Annotated in this window: 19 protein-coding genes; all 19 read right to left on the bottom strand. The window is 46.4% G+C overall.

The window, feature by feature from the left end:
- Window positions 1-109 precede the first annotated feature (109 nt).
- The 19 genes from proS to flhA all read right to left on the bottom strand — a co-directional run bounded on the left by proS (window position 110) and on the right by flhA (window position 19,351).
- Complete coding sequence (gene proS / locus NYE36_RS08810; protein WP_031379116.1) at window positions 110-1,804, bottom strand: proline--tRNA ligase; 1,695 nt, start codon at window positions 1,802-1,804, stop codon at window positions 110-112.
- A 31-nt stretch (window positions 1,805-1,835) separates the two neighbouring features.
- Complete coding sequence (gene rseP, locus NYE36_RS08805) at window positions 1,836-3,104, bottom strand: RIP metalloprotease RseP (protein ID WP_007611459.1); 1,269 nt, start codon at window positions 3,102-3,104, stop codon at window positions 1,836-1,838.
- Window positions 3,105-3,110: 6 nt separating this feature from the next.
- A complete protein-coding gene (dxr, locus tag NYE36_RS08800) occupies window positions 3,111-4,262 on the bottom strand; it encodes a 1-deoxy-D-xylulose-5-phosphate reductoisomerase (protein ID WP_007409797.1) in 1,152 nt (383 codons plus the stop codon).
- 55 nt (window positions 4,263-4,317) lie between these two features.
- On the bottom strand, window positions 4,318-5,115 hold the full coding sequence (locus NYE36_RS08795; protein ID WP_007409796.1) for a phosphatidate cytidylyltransferase: 798 nt from the start codon (window positions 5,113-5,115) through the stop codon (window positions 4,318-4,320).
- 3 nt (window positions 5,116-5,118) lie between these two features.
- Window positions 5,119-5,901: an isoprenyl transferase gene (locus NYE36_RS08790; RefSeq protein ID WP_007611457.1), complete on the bottom strand. Its 783-nt coding sequence runs from the start codon at window positions 5,899-5,901 to the stop codon at window positions 5,119-5,121.
- A gap of 125 nt (window positions 5,902-6,026) precedes the next feature.
- Entirely contained in the window at window positions 6,027-6,584 is a 558-nt protein-coding gene (gene frr, locus NYE36_RS08785; RefSeq protein ID WP_003154212.1) for a ribosome recycling factor, read from the bottom strand.
- A 2-nt stretch (window positions 6,585-6,586) separates the two neighbouring features.
- Window positions 6,587-7,309 carry a UMP kinase gene (gene pyrH, locus NYE36_RS08780; RefSeq protein WP_003154213.1) on the bottom strand — a complete coding sequence of 241 codons (723 nt, stop codon included), beginning with the start codon at window positions 7,307-7,309 and terminating at the stop codon, window positions 6,587-6,589.
- Between the two features lie 145 nt (window positions 7,310-7,454).
- Entirely contained in the window at window positions 7,455-8,336 is an 882-nt protein-coding gene (tsf, locus tag NYE36_RS08775) for a translation elongation factor Ts (protein WP_007409794.1), read from the bottom strand.
- Window positions 8,337-8,434: 98 nt separating this feature from the next.
- The gene (gene rpsB, locus NYE36_RS08770) at window positions 8,435-9,175 is read right to left on the bottom strand and encodes a 30S ribosomal protein S2 (protein ID WP_003154215.1); all 741 of its coding nucleotides are present in this window, start codon (window positions 9,173-9,175) and stop codon (window positions 8,435-8,437) included.
- A 143-nt stretch (window positions 9,176-9,318) separates the two neighbouring features.
- Window positions 9,319-9,792 (bottom strand): hypothetical protein, encoded by a 474-nt coding sequence (locus NYE36_RS08765; protein WP_007409793.1) that lies wholly within the window; start codon window positions 9,790-9,792, stop codon window positions 9,319-9,321.
- Between the two features lie 27 nt (window positions 9,793-9,819).
- On the bottom strand, window positions 9,820-10,584 hold the full coding sequence (gene sigD / locus NYE36_RS08760) for an RNA polymerase sigma-28 factor SigD (RefSeq protein WP_003154217.1): 765 nt from the start codon (window positions 10,582-10,584) through the stop codon (window positions 9,820-9,822).
- Window positions 10,585-10,610: 26 nt separating this feature from the next.
- Window positions 10,611-11,111 carry a chemoreceptor glutamine deamidase CheD gene (gene cheD / locus NYE36_RS08755; protein WP_003154219.1) on the bottom strand — a complete coding sequence of 167 codons (501 nt, stop codon included), beginning with the start codon at window positions 11,109-11,111 and terminating at the stop codon, window positions 10,611-10,613.
- Window positions 11,108-11,737, bottom strand: a complete 630-nt coding sequence (cheC, locus tag NYE36_RS08750) for a CheY-P phosphatase CheC (protein WP_003154222.1) — start codon at window positions 11,735-11,737, stop codon at window positions 11,108-11,110. The genes cheD and cheC overlap by 4 nt, the downstream gene beginning before the upstream one ends.
- A 15-nt stretch (window positions 11,738-11,752) precedes the next feature.
- Window positions 11,753-12,226: a chemotaxis protein CheW gene (cheW, locus tag NYE36_RS08745; RefSeq protein ID WP_003154225.1), complete on the bottom strand. Its 474-nt coding sequence runs from the start codon at window positions 12,224-12,226 to the stop codon at window positions 11,753-11,755.
- 22 nt (window positions 12,227-12,248) lie between these two features.
- Window positions 12,249-14,267, bottom strand: coding sequence for a chemotaxis protein CheA (gene cheA, locus NYE36_RS08740; RefSeq protein ID WP_007409792.1), 2,019 nt, complete (start codon window positions 14,265-14,267; stop codon window positions 12,249-12,251).
- 5 nt (window positions 14,268-14,272) lie between these two features.
- Complete coding sequence (locus tag NYE36_RS08735) at window positions 14,273-15,340, bottom strand: chemotaxis response regulator protein-glutamate methylesterase (protein WP_015417477.1); 1,068 nt, start codon at window positions 15,338-15,340, stop codon at window positions 14,273-14,275.
- A complete protein-coding gene (locus NYE36_RS08730; RefSeq protein WP_061861461.1) occupies window positions 15,337-16,230 on the bottom strand; it encodes a MinD/ParA family protein in 894 nt (297 codons plus the stop codon). Before NYE36_RS08730 ends, NYE36_RS08735 begins: the two co-directional genes overlap by 4 nt.
- Complete coding sequence (gene flhF / locus NYE36_RS08725) at window positions 16,227-17,318, bottom strand: flagellar biosynthesis protein FlhF (protein ID WP_113766244.1); 1,092 nt, start codon at window positions 17,316-17,318, stop codon at window positions 16,227-16,229. The genes NYE36_RS08730 and flhF overlap by 4 nt, the downstream gene beginning before the upstream one ends.
- Window positions 17,318-19,351: a flagellar biosynthesis protein FlhA gene (flhA, locus tag NYE36_RS08720; RefSeq protein WP_007409788.1), complete on the bottom strand. Its 2,034-nt coding sequence runs from the start codon at window positions 19,349-19,351 to the stop codon at window positions 17,318-17,320. The genes flhF and flhA overlap by 1 nt, the downstream gene beginning before the upstream one ends.
- Between the last annotated feature and the right edge of the window lie 7 nt (window positions 19,352-19,358).

Genomic DNA, 19,358 nt, shown 5'->3' with positions numbered 1-19,358 from the left:
AGACAGTATCCCTCCCTTAAAACATCATAAGTGAAGGTACCTCCGCAGGTGATGAGGTACCTTCTTTTTTCTCTATTTTAACATGATTTTGTATGATTCGTTATGGTGATTACTTCGTCTTAATAAATTCAGAAAGCTCATCCACTGAAACTTCGGCAGATTCACCGGTTTTGCGGATTTTCACTTCTACGATGCCTTCGTCGGCACGTTTTCCGACAGTGATGCGGATCGGAAGGCCGATCAGATCAGAATCAGCAAACTTCACGCCTGCGCGTTCAGCACGGTCATCGTATAATACCTCATAACCTTCCGCCTGGAATTTGCCGTAAAGCTGTTCAGCAAGCTCTTTTTGCGCTTCGTTTTTCATATTCAGTGCCAAAATATGAAGATCATACGGAGCAACGCTTTTCGGCCAGATCAAGCCTTTTTCGTCGTGATGCTGTTCAGCGATGGCTGAAAGCGTTCTGGACACGCCGATTCCGTAACATCCCATCAGCATCGGCTGCGCACGCCCGTTTTCATCAAGGTATGTCGCATTCATCGCTTCAGAGTAACGCGTGCCGAGTTTAAAGACTTGTCCGACCTCAATCCCTTCAGCGAAACGGATCGTGCCTTTTCCGTCAGGTGACGGATCGCCTTCCTGAATGATTCGAAGATCGGCATATGCTTTTACTGACGCGTCACGTTCGATGTTTACGTTTCGGTAATGACGGTCTTTTTCATTCGCGCCGCTAACGGCGTTTACCATTACTTTTACGGCTTGGTCGGCATAAATCTCAATGTCGCCGGCAGCGCCGATCGGCCCCGCAAATCCCGGCTCCGTGCCAAGTTTCTCTGCTACTTCTTCATGAGACGCAAGCTCAACCACTTCCGCGTTCAGAAGGTTTTTCACTTTCACGTCATTGACCTCATGATCGCCTCTTACTAACACGAGAACAAATCGGTCATCAGCTTTAAACAGCATTGATTTGATGCAGGCGCTCGGCTCGATCTGCAAGAATGAAGCGAGCTCTTCAATGCTTTTGACATTCGGCGTATCAATTTTCTCCAATGCTTTGGGTGTTTCATCTGACGGCTCGCTGTTCATGACAACTTCCGCCATTTCCGTATTGGCTGCGTAAGAGGATCCATCGGAATAAGCGATGGTATCTTCCCCTATTTCAGAAAGAGCCATAAATTCATGCGTGTCTTTTCCGCCCATCGCGCCCGAGTCGGCAATAACGGGACGGACGTTTAATTCACAGCGTGCGAAAATGCTGCTGTATGCGCCGTACATGTTTTGGTATGTTTCCTCCAGACTTTCTTCAGAAGCATGGAAAGAATACGCATCTTTCATGATGAATTCGCGTCCGCGCAATAACCCGAAACGCGGGCGTTTTTCATCTCTGAATTTAGACTGGATCTGGTAAAGAGTGAGCGGCAGACGCTTATAAGATTTCACCTCATCGCGCACGAGAGAAGTAATGACTTCTTCATGTGTCGCGCCTAAAGCAAATTCACGGCCGTGGCGGTCTTTCAGACGCATTAATTCAGGCCCGTACGTATACCACCTGCCTGATTCCTGCCATGTTTCAGCCTGCTGAAGGGCCGGCATCAGCATTTCCACCGCGTTGATTTTTTCCATTTCTTCACGCACGATCTTCTGAATGTTTTGAATGACCCTGTAAGCCAGGGGCATGTAGCTGTAAACCCCGCTCGTATTTTGTCTGATAAATCCCGCTCTCAGCAGAAGCTTATGGCTTTTTGCTTCAGCATCAGCCGGCACTTCTCTCAGGGTCGGAATAAGCGTCAAACTTTGTCTCATGTCTTCGCACCTCTGATTTTTTACTAGTCAATTATAAGAATAAACGCTGGATATCGTTCCATGTGACAACCAGCATAAGAAGCATTAAGAAAGCTACGCCGATAAATACGACAAATGCTTCCTTGTCACGGTTTATCGGCTTGCCGCGGATTGCTTCAATGAATAAAAACAGCAGCCGCCCGCCGTCAAGCGCCGGGATCGGCAGCAGGTTGACGATTCCCAGGTTGATGCTTAAAAACGCCGCAAACTGGAATAGGTTGATAATACCGGTTTTTGCAACTTGATCCGTCATATCATAAATGCCGACAGGACCCGAAAGCATATCAAGCTTAAACTGGCCTGTCACAAGTTTGCTCAGATTGGTCAGGATCGCTTTTGTGACATCAACGGTAGATGTCGCGCCGTAGGCAATCGCTGCAAGCGCGCCTTTTTCAGTCGGCGCATAAGAGCCGAAGCGGCCGATTGTTTTTTTATTTTCATCTTTTACAGCTTCAGGTGTAACCGAGATATGAAACGATTTGCCGTCCCGTTTGACGGCGACATCGATTTTTTTCCCGGGATTTTCTTTTACCGCTGTCACGATGTCGGTCCATGACCTCATTTTTTCACCGTTAATGCTCTGGATATAGTCGCCTTCTTTTAAACCGGCAGCCGCTGCGCGTCCATTGTCTGTCAGCTTCCCGAGCTCAGGCTGATTCGAAGGCACGCCTTGAATGAATCCAAGCATGACGAGAATGACATACGCTAAGATGAAGTTCATTATCGGACCGGCAGCAATCGCCTTAATCCGCTTCCATACGGGTTTAGACCCGAATTGTCGATTGTAAGGCGCAATCTGCACTTCTTCTCCGTCTACGATAAAAAAAGAGGTCTGACTGACAGTAAAGCCCGCCAGTTCATCTTCTTTCCCCTGCTCGTACCCGGTAATCTTCATTTCGTGCTCAAGATCAGCCGTCTCCACCTCGATAATTAAAGCGTCGGGGTATTTTTCCTTTTGATTAATGATGACTTTTTCCACTTCGTCATCTTTATTAAAAAGAAGCCCGACGGTATAACCGGGTTTGACTTCGATCATCTCCGGGTCTTCACCGGCCATGCGGACGAACCCGCCGACCGGAAGGAGTCTGATCGTATACACGGTTTCATTCTTTTTAAATGAAAAGATTTTAGGGCCGAAGCCGATCGCAAATTCACGGCAAAGGATTCCCGCTCTTTGGGCGAGCAATAAATGCCCGAGCTCATGGAAAAAAACGAGCGTTCCGAAAATAATAATAAACGCGATAACTGTATTCACGAACATACCACCTTATGTGAGTATTGAATTAACGTATCCCCGGGTGTCTTTGTCCACTTCTTGGATATCCGCAAGACTCGGATCCTGAATTACGCTGTGGCGGTCCAATGCTTTTTCAATCAGGTCCTCAATCGATAAGAATGAAATCCGTCCGGCAAGAAAAGCGGCAACGGCTTCTTCGTTGGCCGCATTTAAAACCGTCGGCATCGTTCCCCCTATTTTACCTGATTCAAAGGCAAATTGTAAGCAGCGGAACCTTTCAAAGTCAGCTTTCGCAAAATGGAGGCTTCCGATCTCCCATAATTCAAGCCTTTTTGTTTCAGGCAGAGGCAGCCGGTCCGGATATGTCAGCGCATATTGAATCGGCACCCTCATGTCCGGATTTCCGAGCTGGGCGATGACGCTTCTGTCGTGAAATTCAACCATCGAATGAATGATGCTCTCCTTATGTAATACAACGTCAATCTGTTCATACGGAATGTCAAACAGCCAATGCGCCTCAATGACTTCAAGTCCTTTATTCATCATTGTAGCCGAGTCAATCGTAATTTTTGCGCCCATCGACCAGTTCGGGTGGTTAAGGGCGTCGGCAATCGTTACAGACTCAAGCTCCTGCCGCGTTTTATCTCTGAAACTGCCGCCGGATGCCGTAATGACCAGGCGCTCGATATTTTTGCTCTGTTCGCCTTGCAGGGCTTGAAAAATAGCGGAATGTTCGCTGTCGACCGGAAGAAGAGGAACACCGTATCGTTTTGCGTGTCCTTTCACTATATGCCCGGCAGTGACGAGAGTTTCCTTATTTGCAAGCGCAATTGTTTTTTTCTGTTCAATCGCTTTCAAAGTCGGGATTAAACCGACGCTTCCAAGCAGCGCATTGACCACGATATCCACTTCGTCCATGACTGCCGCTTCAATCAGGCCTTCTTCTCCGATGCCGATTTGACATTCATGAGAAAAAGACGCTTCTTTCACTTTTTGGTATGTATCCATGTCGCCGACTGCTACATATTTCGGCTGAAACGTTCTGATCAACGGGATCGCTTTCTCGGCGTTTTTACCGAAAGTCATCGAGACGAGACGGAACTGATCTTGATGCATGCGCAATACGTCTAACGTCTGCTCCCCTATTGATCCTGTTGCTCCTAAAAGACAAATATTCTTCAAAATGCCACTCCCATTCTATGCGTCCAGATCGGTCTTATTTTCATATTAGCCTTTCTCATGAAAAAAGCGCAAGCAGAAAGTATAAGAACGGCATGACAAACAAAAAGCTGTCAAATCGATCTAAAATGCCGCCGTGCCCGGGAAGGATTTTTCCCGAATCCTTCACATCATAGTGCCGCTTAAGCGCTGATTCAACCAAATCCCCGATCTGTCCGAATACAGACAGAACAAGCGTGATGACCAAAAGAACCGGGTATGAAATCGGAAGGTGCGCAAACAGCTGAAAAACAGCCGTAAAAATAAGGGCGATGACAATACCGCCGAGAAACCCTTCCACCGTTTTGTTGGGACTGATTTCGGGCCACAGCTTCCGCTTCCCGAGCGACTTTCCGACGAAATATGCGCCTGAGTCCGTTGACCATATGACAACGCAGGCATAAAAGATATACAAAAGCCCGTTTGTTTCAATGTTTCTGATTTCAATAAAATAATGAAAACACAGTCCGATATATACCGTCGCGAGAACGATAAACCCGACTTCGTCAAACGTAAAGGTGTTTTTCACGAGCACCGTATAGCTGAGCAGAATCAATACAGCGAAAATCGTTACTTCCATTTTCGCATCGAAAAAATGATACTTGTCCGGCATCATATACAGCCATAACAACAAGAGGCTGATCAGACCCGGAAAAGAAAAAAATCTGAGCTTTTTCATCCGCAAAAGCTCAAAAAGCGCTATACTTCCCATCACGTAAACAAATACGGTGAACGGCAATCCTCCGAAAATAACCAAAAATAAAAATAATGCCGCTGCCAGAACACCTGTTAACAATCTTTGTTTCATTTCCACCATCCTCTAAATTCCGCCAAACCTCCGGCCCCGCTGCTGAAATTCTCCCACTGCCTGCAGAAAGTGATCTTCTTTAAAATCGGGCCACAGGACATCTGTAAAAACAAATTCACTGTAAGCCACCTGCCAAAGCATAAAGTTGCTCAATCTGATTTCTCCGCTCGTTCTGATGAGCAGCTCCGGGTCCTGGATTGATTCTGTCATTAAATGCCCGGAAAAGAGCGCTTCATCAATGTCTTCGATATTCAGCGTGCCGCTTTTCACCTGTTCAGCCAGTGCTTTTGCCGCATTGACGATTTCCGTGCGTCCGCCGTAGTTCAAAGCGAAATTGAGAATCAGCCCGTCATTTTGTTCTGTATCTTTTACGGCCTTCTCAATCGCCCTGTACGTATGAGAAGGGAGCGCGGATTCATCTCCGATAATTTTCACCTGTACATTTTCCTCTATTAATTCAGGAAGATACGTATTCAGGAACTCTTCCGGAAGCTTCATCAAAAAGTCGACTTCCATCTTCGGGCGCTTCCAGTTCTCCGTTGAAAACGCATAAAGAGTCAGAACTTTAACGCCGAGCTGACTTGCGAGCTTTGTCACCCTTTTTACCACTTTCATTCCTTCATGATGTCCTGCAATCCGAGGGAGTGAACGCTTCTTCGCCCAGCGTCCGTTTCCGTCCATAATAATGGCAATGTGTGCGGGAATTTCACCCTTCAGTATGTCTTCTTTTGTATACCGTTCTAAGTTGGAAGCCGCATTCTGCTGATTCTTCCAATTTTTGAGTATGTTGAGCATGAGATTCCTCCGTCACCCAAAAAGGTTGCGTTGCTGATGATCAATGTAATCAACAGTATTAACAAAAAAACCCCCTGTAAACATGAGAGGGTCTTTTCACATTATCTATTGTACATAGTTTTTCATTAAACTTCCATGATTTCTTTTTCTTTGTCCTTTGTGACGCTGTCAATTTTTGACACATATTCATCTGTCAGCTTTTGAACGTCTTCACTGGAAGCACGAAGCTCGTCTTCTGTGATGTCTCCGTTTTTCTCAAGTTTTTTGAGGTCATCGTTGCTGTCACGGCGGACATTACGGACTGCTACTTTCGCTTCTTCCGCGTATTTTTTCACGACTTTGACAAGTTCTTTACGTCTTTCTTCCGTCAGAGCCGGGATCGCGATGCGGATAATTGTGCCGTCACTTGTCGGCGTTACGCCAAGATCAGCTTTCAGAATCGCTTTTTCAATATCGCCGATTGCCGTTTTGTCATACGGTGTGACAACAAGCATACGCGCTTCAGGCACATTGATGGAAGACAGCTGGTTTAAAGGTGTTTGGGCACCGTAGTATTCTACTGTCACTTTATCCAATAGAGATGGGTTGGCACGTCCTGCGCGGACTGACGCCAATTCACGTGAATAAGCGGCAACCGCTTTTTCCATGCGTTCTTTTGTTTGTGTTAATACTTCGTTTGACAACGTTATTTCCCCCTTACGATCGTTCCGATTGATTCGCCGATTACGGCACGCTTAATATTTCCTTCTTCCATAATAGAAAAGACGATCAGCGGAATATCATTATCCATACATAGTGAAGAAGCCGTAGAATCCATGACTTCCAGCCCGTCTTTTAACACATCGAGATAAGATAATTTTTCGTATTTAACGGCTGACTCATCTTTTCTCGGATCAGCATTATACACACCGTCGACATTATTTTTTGCCATTAAGATCACGTCCGCTTCGATTTCAGCGGCACGCAGCGCTGCGGTTGTGTCCGTAGAGAAATAAGGGTTTCCTGTTCCCGCGGCAAAAATAACAACGCGTTTTTTCTCCAGGTGGCGGATGGCTTTTCTTCTGATGTAAGGCTCAGCGACCTGACGCATTTCAATTGATGTCTGCACTCTGGACTGAATTCCGAGCGTTTCCAGGCTGTCCTGCAGGGCAAGTGAGTTCATGACAGTAGCAAGCATGCCCATATAATCGGCCGTCGCACGGTCCATTCCTAAGTCACTGCCCGTTTTTCCGCGCCATAAGTTGCCGCCGCCTACGACTACGGCCACTTCGACGTCAAGCTCAGCGATTTCTTTTACCTGTTTAGCGATGGATTGGATGACAGTCGGATTAATGCCGTTTCCCTGCTCTCCTGCCAATGCTTCTCCGCTAAGCTTTAAAACGATACGATTGTATTTTGGTTTTTCCATAATAACCTCCAAGTGTAAACATTGCCGTTTCCTATTATGCAAGAGAAAAAAAGGTTTGTAAATATAGTTTTAAAAATAGGGAACACAAGTAGTGTCCCCTATACTGCCTGAAAAGCCGCGAAAGATTCGCCAAGGCTTTCCGCCATTATTTTTTCACTTGGTTCATAACTTCTTCAGCAAAGTTTTCTTGGCGTTTTTCAATACCTTCTCCAACTTCGTAGCGGACGTAAGTTTTAACAGATGCGTTTTTCGCAGCCACAACTTGTTTCACTTTTTCGTCTGGGTTTTTAACGAAAGCTTGGTCTAATAAGCAAATTTCTTCGAAGAATTTGTTCAGACGGCCTTCAACCATTTTAGCTACGATGTTTTCCGGTTTGCCTTCTTGAAGAGCTTGCTGAGTCAGAATCTGACGCTCATGGTTTGCTTCTTCTTCAGACACTTGGTCGCGGGAAATGTAACGAGGATTTACCGCTGCAACATGCATCGCGATGTCTTTTGCAAGATCTTCGTCAGTTGTTCCGCTAAGAACGGATAATACGCCGATGCGGCCTCCCATGTGAAGGTAAGCACCGAACGCTTCGCTGTCTTCTTTTGTAATAACAGCAAAACGGCGAAGAGTGATTTTCTCTCCGATTTTAGCAACGTTGCTTGTGATGTATTCTTCAACAGTAGAACCGTTTTCCATCTTTTGACCCATTGCTTCTTCAAGATCAGCAGGAGCGTTTGCAAGAAGGTGGTCAGCAAGCGTGTTCAGAAGCTCTTTGAAGCCTTCGTTTTTCGCAACGAAATCAGTTTCAGAGTTTACTTCTAAGATAACGCCTTTGTTGCCGTCAGTTTTAATAAGAGTAGAACCTTCAGCAGCGATACGGTCAGCTTTTTTAGCCGCTTTCGCAATTCCTTTTTCTCTCAGAAGGTCGATTGCTTTGTCCATATCTCCGTCAGTTTCAGTCAATGCTTTTTTACAGTCCATCATACCAGCGCCTGTTTTTTGACGCAGTTCTTTTACCTGCTGTGCAGTAATAGCCATTTGAATTCCTCCTATATGTGTAAACAAGATATGTATAGATACATTTTTCTTGAAAAAAGGTGATAAAAGGCAGTCCCTCTTATCACCTTTTGATTAGGTTACGCAGTTGTCGTTTCTGTTTCAGGTGCAGTCTCTTCAGCAGCTTCCGCTTCTTCTTCGCCTTGCTTCGCTTCAAGAATAGCATCTGCCATTTTAGAAGTAAGAAGTTTGACAGCGCGGATTGCGTCATCGTTTGCAGGGATTACGACATCAATTTCATCAGGATCACAGTTTGTATCTACGATTCCGATGATAGGAATGTTCAATTTGCGAGCTTCCGCAACAGCGATGCGCTCTTTGCGAGGATCGATGATGAATAATGCATCAGGAAGATCCTTCATGTCTTTAATTCCGCCGAGGAATTTTTCAAGACGCTCTAATTCTTTTTTCAATTGAACAACTTCTTTTTTCGGAAGTACTTCAAATGTACCGTTTTCTTGCATTTTCTCGATGTCTTTCAGACGCTTAATGCGTTTTTGGATTGTTTCGAAGTTTGTCAGTGTACCGCCCAACCAGCGTTGGTTGACATAGTACATGCCAGAGCGTACAGCTTCTTCTTTAACAGAATCCTGAGCTTGTTTTTTTGTGCCGACGAAAAGGATTTTTCCGCCTTCAGCAGCAAGGTTTTTCGTGAAGTTGTAAGCTTCCTCTACTTTTTTCACTGTTTTTTGAAGGTCAATGATGTAGATTCCGTTACGCTCCGTGAAAATGTAACGCTTCATTTTTGGGTTCCAGCGGCGTGTTTGGTGGCCGAAGTGAACACCAGCTTCAAGCAATTGTTTCATAGAAATAACTGACATGTGATTTCCTCCTAATAAAATGGTTTTTTTCCTCCGCTTAGGTCATTTTTGTGCAGAACTGCCGTTTGCAGCACCCTCTGCATAAATCGTTAAGCGTGTGTATTTAACACCAAGACATAATATAACACAGCTTTATGCGACAATCAAGAATCCTTTACAGCTTTGCCGCGAAATTTTAAAAACAGCTCGATTTCTGTCTTTCCGCTCTGCATCCGTTTGGCGATTTCCGCGGGGGTGAGCCCTTGTTCATATAATTCTGAAACACGTTCTTCAAACGAATGCGCGCCGTTGTTTTCATCACTTTCAGCCCGTTCCGTTGCACTGATGAGCTTTTCCATGTGGTCAGGAATATCAGGCTCTTTTTTCGGTTCCGGCCGGGGTTCGGCGTCTTCTGCGTCAGGCGCTTGATCATTCCGGCTTTTTGCGTCTTCGAGTCTTTCATTTTCTTCTTTCAGCTCAAGCAGAAACGCTGCAAGGGTGTTTTCCGTCTCTTCAAGAATCTTCTTCTGCTGGCGCTCCGTCTCCTTGAGGGCTGAAAACCTCGTGTACAGAATAATGACGGCATAAAGCAGTACGCCGTGAAGCACAAAGCTTAAAAGCCATAATAGTGTTGACATGTTTTTCACTCGCTAACCATGAGTTCATTATTGAATTACTTTTTCAAGCAGATGCTTTAATTTAAACAGCGCCTTTGAATGAATCTGTGAAATCCGCGACGTCGAAAGGTTCAGGACTTGTCCGATCTCGGTCAAAGTCAGTTCTTCTTTATAGAATAAACTGACGACAAGCTGCTCTTTTTCAGAGAGCTCGTGAATTTTGCCCGCAAGCTGAGCGATCAGCTCGTCCTTCATGATTTTTTCTTCCGGCGGCACATTTTTGTCATCTCTGATCATCACTTGAATATTCTCACCGTCATCCTGGTCGTGAAGCTTTTCATCAATTGATAAGAGATTGGCAAAAAACCCTTCATTCATCGTTGATACTACGTCCTGCTCCGTCATCCCCAGCTCTTCTGCGATCTCTGAAGGCGTCACATTCCGAAGGTAGCGCTGTTCAAGTTTTTCGATCGCCGCTTCGACTTTTTTTGTCTTCTCCCGTGAAGTTCTGGGCAGCCAATCTTCTTTACGCAGCCCGTCGATGATTGCACCGCGAATTCTAAACGAGGCATAGGTATCAAATTTTAAATCCCGGCCGGGGTCAAATTTTTCCAGGGCATCATATAAACCAAGCATACCAAGGCTCATTAGATCGTCTTTATGCACCGATTTCGGCAGTCCGACGGAAATTCTGCCGACATGATATGTGACCAGCGGCATGTAACGGCGCATTAAATCATCACCGGCTTTAGGATCTTTCCACTCTTTCCAGCGCGACCAAAGCACCTGATCTTCATAATTCAAGGATTGCATTGTTATCCCCCTACCTCATACCTTTATTAAATCGTTGTTTCACCTTGTTTAACAGTTCGAATGTGCAGCATGCAGGACTTTGGCTCAAATTCAATCGTCCGGCCGCTTGAGCCGCCCGTATCTTCACTGATGACCGGAATGTTATACAATGAAAGCTGCTCTTTGATGGCCGCTACATTCCTCGGACCGATTTTCATCAGGTCGTTCGTCATTTTAAACTTAAACATCTCCGCTCCCCCGGCGAGTTTTGCCTTCAGGGCAAACTTGCGGCAGCCGGCTTTCAAAAGCATATCAATCGTCATCTTAACGGCGGTGTCCGCGTATTTTGCACGGTTGAGCTCCGCCGTTTTTGATAAACCGGAGTCCGGCAGCATGACGTGAACGAGTCCTGCCGTTTGTTTGTCTTTATCGTATAAAACCAGCCCTACGCATGAACCGAGTCCCGAGGTCCGGATTTTATCCGGGTAACGCGCGACTTGAACATCCGCAATCCCCACTTTAACGACTGCGGCTTCCGCACGGCTCATAAAGCCGCACCCAATGAGACGAAGAGCTTTTCAAAAGAATCATAGTCCGGGAGCATAAACATGTGGGCTTTGAGCTCCTGCCGGCTGCCCTGGTCAAAAATAGAAGTATCCACGACAATGGCATGCTCTCCGACTTGGCTGAGCTCCATCAGCCCTTCACTGATAACCGCGCCGAACATATCAAGTGAGATTTCCGGCACGCTCGGGTAAATCTCAAGCTTTGTCAAATCAGCCAATGCCGTTAAATAGGAACCTGCTAAAATATTGCCGAACTCATGTAAAGCAGAAGAACTCAAATGATCTTCACCCAACTGGTCAATATCAAAATCCGGATTTCCGATCAGCTCTCTGATAAACTGTTCCGCCTGATGGAAAGGCATGATGAGAAAGATAGAGCCGGTCATGTCGCCTTCCATTCTTAAAAAGATACTGGCGACCGGCGTTTCAGCCCCGCCGAAAAAATCAGCGAGCTCATCAAATGTCAATAAAGTCGCAAACGGCACTTCCATGTCTATCTTTCTGTTCAGCAGCTGAGCCATTGCAGAAGCCGAGTGACCCGCCCCGATATTTCCGACTTCCCGCAAAATATCCATCTGCTCTTCTTTGATCGCTTCAAACTTACTCATGTTGTCTTTTCCCCTTTAAGCATTAGGCTCTCCGGACGCAGATGCCGAAGCACCTTTATCCAGCACCGCATGCGCATCGATAATATTGAGGAGCCTGTTATCTTGCTTGACGATCTGTTTAATCCACACATCCGTTTCCTTTGTCTGGCTTTCAGGCGCGGATTCGATTTCATTTTCATGCACGGTGATGACGTCATTGGCCTCATCCACGACCCATCCGACATCAGCGTCACGGTAAGAAATGATGATAATCCGAGTCTCTTCTGTGATGTCCTGTTCAGGCTGATTCAGACGTTTTCTTAAATCAAGAACCGGGGTAATCACTCCGCGCAGATTGATAACGCCGCGGATATAAGATTCCACACCCGGGACCCTCGTCGGTTTTTGCCACTTTTCAATTGATTTCACCTGGGAAACTGAGATAGCGTATTCTTTCCCGTTTATCATAAACACAATCATTTTTTCACCTGTTTTGATTTCAGCAGTCATTCGGGCACCTCCTCGTGTCGTTTTAGTAGATCAGCGCATTGCAATCAATAATCAGCGCCACTTCTCCGTTTCCGAGAATCGTAGCGCCGGAAATCGCAAAGACGTTCGTCAAATAGTCGCCGAGTGATTTCAGTACGACTTCCTGCTGTCCGATAAAAGAATCCACGACAAAAGCAGTGGATTTATCGCCCTTTTTCACGACGATTACATGGAACTGATCGGCATCCTGTTTTGAATCCGTAATGCCGAATTCTTTTTTCAGATAGACGATCGGAACGATTTGGCCTCTGAAATCAATCACTTCTCTGTCATGCGTCTGCAGGATATCTTTCTTATCAATAACAGCCGTCTCTATAATAGAAGAAATCGGTATCGCAAACGTCTCTTCTTCCAGTTTAATGAGAAGAACGGATATAATTGAAAGTGTCAGCGGAAGCTGGATACTGAAAAGAGAACCTTGGCCTTCCGCGGATTTGACACTGACAGAGCCGCCGAGTGATTCGAGTTTATTTTTTACGACATCCAGGCCGACGCCCCGCCCTGAAATGTCAGAAATTTGATCGGCAGTCGAGAAGCCCGGAGCAAAAATAAGTTCGTAAATCTCATTATCTTCAAGCGTTTCAGCATCACGTTCGGTGATTACACTCCGCTCGAGCGCTTTTTCAAGAATTTTCTTTCTGTTCAGGCCGGCCCCGTCATCTTCAACCTCAATAAAGACGTGGTTGCCGCTGTGATATGCCTTAAGCACGACATGACCTGATTCCGGTTTTCCTTTATTCACCCGCACTTCAGGCGATTCAATGCCGTGATCGATGCTGTTTCTGATTAAATGAACAAGCGGATCGCCGATTTCATCAATCACCGTGCGGTCCAGCTCCGTTTCAGCTCCGATGATGGACAATTCGATTTTCTTGTTTAATTCCTTTTGAAGCTGGCGGATCATTCTCGGGAAACGGTTAAAGACGGTTTCTACCGGCACCATCCGCATATTAAGAATAATAGACTGAAGGTCGCCCGAGATTCTGGTCAGGCGTTCAACGGTTTCAGTCAGCTCATTGTGGTCAAGCTCTTTGGCGATCTGCTCAAGACGTCCGCGGTCAATGACAAGTTCTTCAAAAAGGTTCATTGAAGAATCCAGTCTTTCAATGTTGACGCGAATCGTTTTCGAGCCGCTGTGATGCTTCGGCTGTTCTTCCGTTTTCGCTTGCGGCTTAGGCTGTTTCTCAGCCTTTTTAACCGGAGCTTCCTTCACCGGTTCAGCCGCTTGCGGTTTTTCGGCCGTTTTTAACGGCGCACCGGCAGAAATTTCGACATTCTCCACTTCTGAAATGCCGCTGATGAGTTCTTTAATTTCTTCAGCAGGCTGCTTTGTCAAGAAACACACTTGAAAATCCGTTCCGAAATCTTCCGTCTCAAGCACTTCCGCGGCGGGTATTGTTTTTGCGACTTCCCCGGCTTCATTCAGCTTTTCAAATATCATGTACACGCGCACGGCTTTGAGCATGCAGCTTTCATTCAGGGAAACCGTTATTTCATAGCGGCTGAATCCTTGCTCTTCCGCCTCTTCAATAACAGTCCGTTCGAACTCGTCATAATTCCATTCAGTTGAAGCCTGTTGTTTTGAAGCCGGCGGTTCTGCTGTTTCGGCTGAAGCCGCAGTCTCATGCACCGCATTTACGTCGAGCTTCGCACTCACTTCAGAAATATCACGTTTGCCGTCTCCTCCGTCAATAATGGACTGCACCATCTCTTCAAGATGATCAAGCGCTTCAAACAGCACATCCAGCCAATCTGATGTAACGGGCATTTCTCCGTTGCGGATGGCGTCCAGCACATTTTCCATCAGGTGGGTTAAATGCGCCAGATCTGTATATCCCATCGTTGCGCTCATGCCTTTCAGCGTATGGGCAGCTCTGAAGATGTCATGCACAAGCTGAAGGTCTGCCGGATCTTTTTCCAACAGCAGCAGCTTTTCGTTACATGTCTGTAAGTGCTCTTTACTTTCATCAATAAAGACATCTAAATATTGATTCATATCCAATTGATTCACACCCTCTCTTTTTTCACACATCCGGTGATGGATGCCGCGATATCTTCCACATGTTTAATCTCATGAATGAGGCCCGCCTTTATCGCTGACTTCGGCATTCCGAACACAACACAGGATTCGTCCGATTCCGCAATCGTTTTAACGCTGCCTGTTCTGAGCATTTCTTTTACGCCCTCGGTTCCGTCGCTGCCCATGCCTGTCATAATGACGGCTACCTTTTCGTAATCGGATAAGCGGCTTGCCGACCGAAACAAATAATCGGCTGACGGTTTATGCCGGCTTTCCGTATCATGAACGTCAAGAATGATGCGGAGCCTTCCGCCTTCCTCTGCAACCGTCATATTTTTTCCGCCGGGCGCGATGTACACCCATCCGTCTTTCGCTTCTTCACCGTTTTCCGCTTCTTTGACCTGAATATCTGACAAATGGTTGAGTCTGTCTGCAAGTGAAGCGGTGAAGCCTTCAGGCATGTGCTGAACGACAAATACAGGCGCCTTTAAATCCTTCGGCAGTTTCGGAATCACCTTTTGCAGAGCCCGCGGTCCGCCTGTAGAGGTCGCGATGAATACGGCCTGCTTGGCGGATTTTGCTTTCGGTCTTTCAAATCCCGCCAAAGCCGGACGTTCCGGGATAGAAGACTCTTTCACTGCCGCCTCAGGTTTTTGTGCGCGGGACAGCCCGGCTGCAATCACCCTCTCAATCAGCTGCTCTTTAATTTTATAAAGATCAAGTGAAATCGCTCCGGAAGGCTTGGTGATAAAATCAAAAGCGCCCATTTCCAGGCAGTTGATCGTTCGGTCCTTCCCTTGCTGTGTCTGGCTCGATACCATGATTACGGGAAGTTTATATATGCTGATGATCTTCCGCAATGTATCCGTTCCGTTCATGACCGGCATTTCAATATCAAGCGTGACAACATCCGGTTTGAGAAGCTCTATTTTCTTCAGCGCCTCTTCCCCGTTTCTGGCTGTCCCGATGACTTCTATCTGCACTTCCGCAGCCAGAAAATCGGTAATCATCTTTCTCATAAAAGCTGAGTCATCAACGACAAGCACACGAATCACTGTAAAGTCCTCCTCAATAAAAAAGAAGATAATCTCTCAATAAATGCCGGTTTCTCTTCTCTTGGTTTGTTTTCTTCCGTTTGAAACAAGACATCCGTCAGAAGACGGACGGACCTGCTGGCTTTTGCTTGAGGACTTTTTATTAAAAAAGGCACCTGGTCAATGACGGCTTGACTTACTAACGGGTCATCGGGTATGGAGCCGGCGAAACGCACCTCCGCGCCTAAAAACGTGTGAATCGCATGAGAAAGGCGGTTGTACGTGTCCAGCGCCTGTTTTTGGGCGCGGGCGCGATTGACGGCAATGTTTACGGTCAGCCGTTCATCCGCGAGCAAAAGATGTTTGATCGCGCTGTAGGCATCCATAATGGCCGTCGGCTCAGGCGTTGTCACGGCGAGAATGTCTTCCGCCGATAAAATAAACGGCAGCTGCTCTTTTGAAAGCCCCGCTCCCATATCAAACAGAACGTAATCAAAATCGCTTAATACAGCGGAAAGACCATTCATAAAAGCCGACCACTTCTCTCCGTCTGCTTGATAGATCGCCTCAAGCCCCGTTCCTCCGGATATGTAGCGAAGGCCTTTCGGACCGGAGGACAGTGATTGAGCCAATGCGTGCCGATTCTCCATCACATCAATAATGGTGCGGGAAGAAGCAGCGCCGATCAGCACATCAATGTTGCCCATTCCGATGTCAAGATCAATGATGAGTGCTTTTTTTCCTTTTTCCTGCAGGGCAACTGCCATGTTTAATGTTAAATTAGATTTTCCGACGCCGCCTTTACCGCTAATGACGGCTAATGTCTTCGCTTTTTTCTCATAAAGCTCCGGCTTGATCATTTGCCGCTCTCTCATTTTCCTTCTTAATGACTCTGCCTGATCAGGTTTCATGTCAAAAGCATCCTTACAAACTCTTTTGGTGAAGCCGATAGGATGTCTTCAGGCACATCCTGTCCATTTGTCAAATAGGCGGCGCCGATTCTTGATTCCGACAGCACTTGAAACACGGAGCCGAGTGAGGCGGTTTCATCCGTTTTCGTGAAAATGAATTGATTGACCGGCACACCTGAAAACTGTTTCAGCACCTGTTTCATATCTTCGTATTTTGCAGATGCCGATAATACGAGAAAGGATTGTAAGCCTGATTCAAACGGAATCATCTCTTGTAATTCCGTAATATACTGCTCTTCTTTAAAGTTTCTACCGGCTGTATCAATGAAAACATGGTCATATTCAGCGAATTTTTCCAGTGCCTTCAGACATTCTTCCTTTGAATAACATACTTCAAAAGGAGCCTGAAGCAGCTCCGCATATGTCTTCAGCTGCTCGACCGCGGCAATCCGGTAAGTATCCGTCGTCATAAAGGCAATTTTTTTATGCTCTGTCAGCATTGATGAGGCCGCGAGTTTCGCAAGTGTAGTCGTTTTGCCGGCCCCGGTTGAACCGAAAAGCACGACGTATTTTGATTGAATCCCTTCCTGCCATCTGTCTGCCGAAGGGAGTTTTTTCACTAACAAATCCTGCAGTTTGGAGCTGACATTTTCTTCAGTTAAATCTCCGGAAACAATTGAAGAACGGAGCAATTCACTGAGTACGGCGTTTTGCATATGATCAGGAAGCCCGGCTTGCTTCAATAGTCTCTCGGCTTTTTTTAATGGTTCAGGGAGCACTTCTTTAAAATGCGCCAGTTCGCCGGAAATACTTTGATCCGGAAGACGCGGCGGCTGAACAGGCTCAGCTTTCTCCGCCGTTTTCGTCTTTTTCATTTCTTCAGCGGCAGCCGGCGGCGTTTTTCTCGCTTCCCTGACGTCACGATCTAAAACCGCTATCACTTCGACGGCCTGCTGCGACCGCAGCCCCAGCCATTTTCGTTTCTTTACTTGTTTGGAATGTAAAATAACGGCATCATTGCCAAGTTCCTTTTTGATTTGCTTCGCGGCATCCTGCATTGAAGCGGCTGTAAATTTTTTTATTTTCATTAAATATCCACCACTCCAATGCTCTGCACTTCAACATTTGCTTCCAGCTCATTATAAGAAAGAACCGGAAGATCAGGGAAATACCGTTCTAACAGCTGTTTTACATACATTCTGACAGCAGGCGAGCAAAGAAGAATCGCCGACTCCTGGCGGATGGAAAGCTGCTCGGCCTCTTTAGCGACAGAACGGATGATGCTGTCTGAAACCTCAGGGTCGAGTGACAGGTAATTGCCCTGTTCAGTCTGCTGTACCCCGTCTGCAATCGCTTTTTCCACCCGGCCTGAGCATGTGATGACCTTTAGCGTTTCATGCTCTCTCGCATATTGTGCCGTGATTTGTTTGGCAAGCGACTGTCTCGCGTATTCTGTCAAAAGATCTGAATCTGTCGTTAATCTTCCGTAATCGGCAAGAGTTTCAAAAATGGTCACCAAGTTTCTGATTGAAACTTTTTCTCTCAGCAATTTGGCAAGCACCTTTTGAATATCGCCGACAGAAAGAGGGTTTGGCGTGACTTCCTCAACAAGCACAGGATAATTTTCCTTCAGATGATCGATCAGCTGCTTGGTTTCCTGTCTGCCGACCAGTTCATGGGCATGCTGCTTAATTTTTTCTGTAATATGCGTAGATACGACTGACGCCGGATCAACAACTGTATACCCCAGCATGTCCGCTTCATCTTTTGCAGCTTCGCTGATCCATTTTGCGGGAAGTCCGAACGACGGCTCTATCGTTTCAATTCCTTCAATGACGTCATCTTCAGGCGTCGGTGACATCGCTAAGTAATGATCTAGCAGGAGCTCTCCTTTAGCGACTTCATTGCCTTTAATTTTCAATCTGTATTCATTCGGCTGGAGCGCGATGTTATCCCTGATGCGCACAACCGGAATAACAAGTCCCAATTCAAGCGCAAGCTGACGTCTAATCATGACGATGCGGTCAAGAAGATCACCGCCCTGCCCCGCGTCTGCAAGCGGCACGAGTCCGTATCCGAACTCAAATTCAATCGGATCAATATGTAAAAGCTGCACAACGCTTTCCGGGCTTTTCAGTTCATCCGCCTGAGCCTCTTCTTCAAGAATTTCTTCCTCTTCTTCGCTCGGCTTATCCGCTTTGGACAGCATGTAAGCGCCGAATGCAAGCAGACCGGCGATCGGCCCCGTCAGCAGAATGCCGATCGGTGTAAGAAGACCGAGCAAAAGTACAGTTCCCGCGGCTACATACAAGAGCTTCGGATAAGCAAACAGCTGGCCTGTAATATCATGACCGAGGTTTCCTTCAGATGCCGCTCTCGTCACGACAATCCCTGTAGCCGTTGAAATGAGCAAGGCCGGCATTTGAGAAACGATACCGTCACCGACCGTCAGCATTGTAAAGTGAGACGCAGCTTCTTGTATGCTCATCCCCTGCTGCAGCATGCCGATTACGATTCCGAAAATAATATTGATCATCACGATGATGATACCCGCGATGGCATCCCCTTTGACGAATTTGCTCGCACCGTCCATGGCGCCGTAAAAATCCGCTTCCCGGGCGACTTTTTCACGTCTGTGCTTTGCATCCTGCTCCGTAATCATGCCGGCATTTAAATCCGCGTCAATACTCATTTGCTTTCCGGGCATCGCATCGAGCGTAAATCTCGCCGCCACTTCCGATACCCGCTCGGCGCCTTTTGTAATGACGATAAACTGAATAATAATCAAGATAATGAAGACAACAAGCCCTACCAGCACATTTCCGCCGACAACGAAATTCCCGAATGTCTCAACAACCTTTCCCCCTTCTCCGTGAGAAAGAATCGAACGTGTCGTCGACACATTGAGCGAAAGCCGAAACAGCGTCAATAACAGCAGCAATGACGGGAATATCGAGAATTGCAGCGGTTCTTGCATATTCATTGTGGTGAGAAGCACGATCAACGCAAGAGAGATATTAATGATGATCAAAATACTTAACAACCATGGAGGGAATGGAATCACCAGCATTGCCACAATGAGGACAACACTTATTAAAACCGATAAATCTCTTGTTGACATGCTGTTT

Source organism: Bacillus sp. FSL R5-0593, assembly GCF_038603755.1.
Classification (GTDB): Bacteria; Bacillota; Bacilli; order Bacillales; family Bacillaceae; genus Bacillus; species Bacillus velezensis.
The sequence above is the reverse complement of the archived record's forward strand: the minus strand, read 5'-3'. Positions and strand labels throughout refer to the sequence as shown.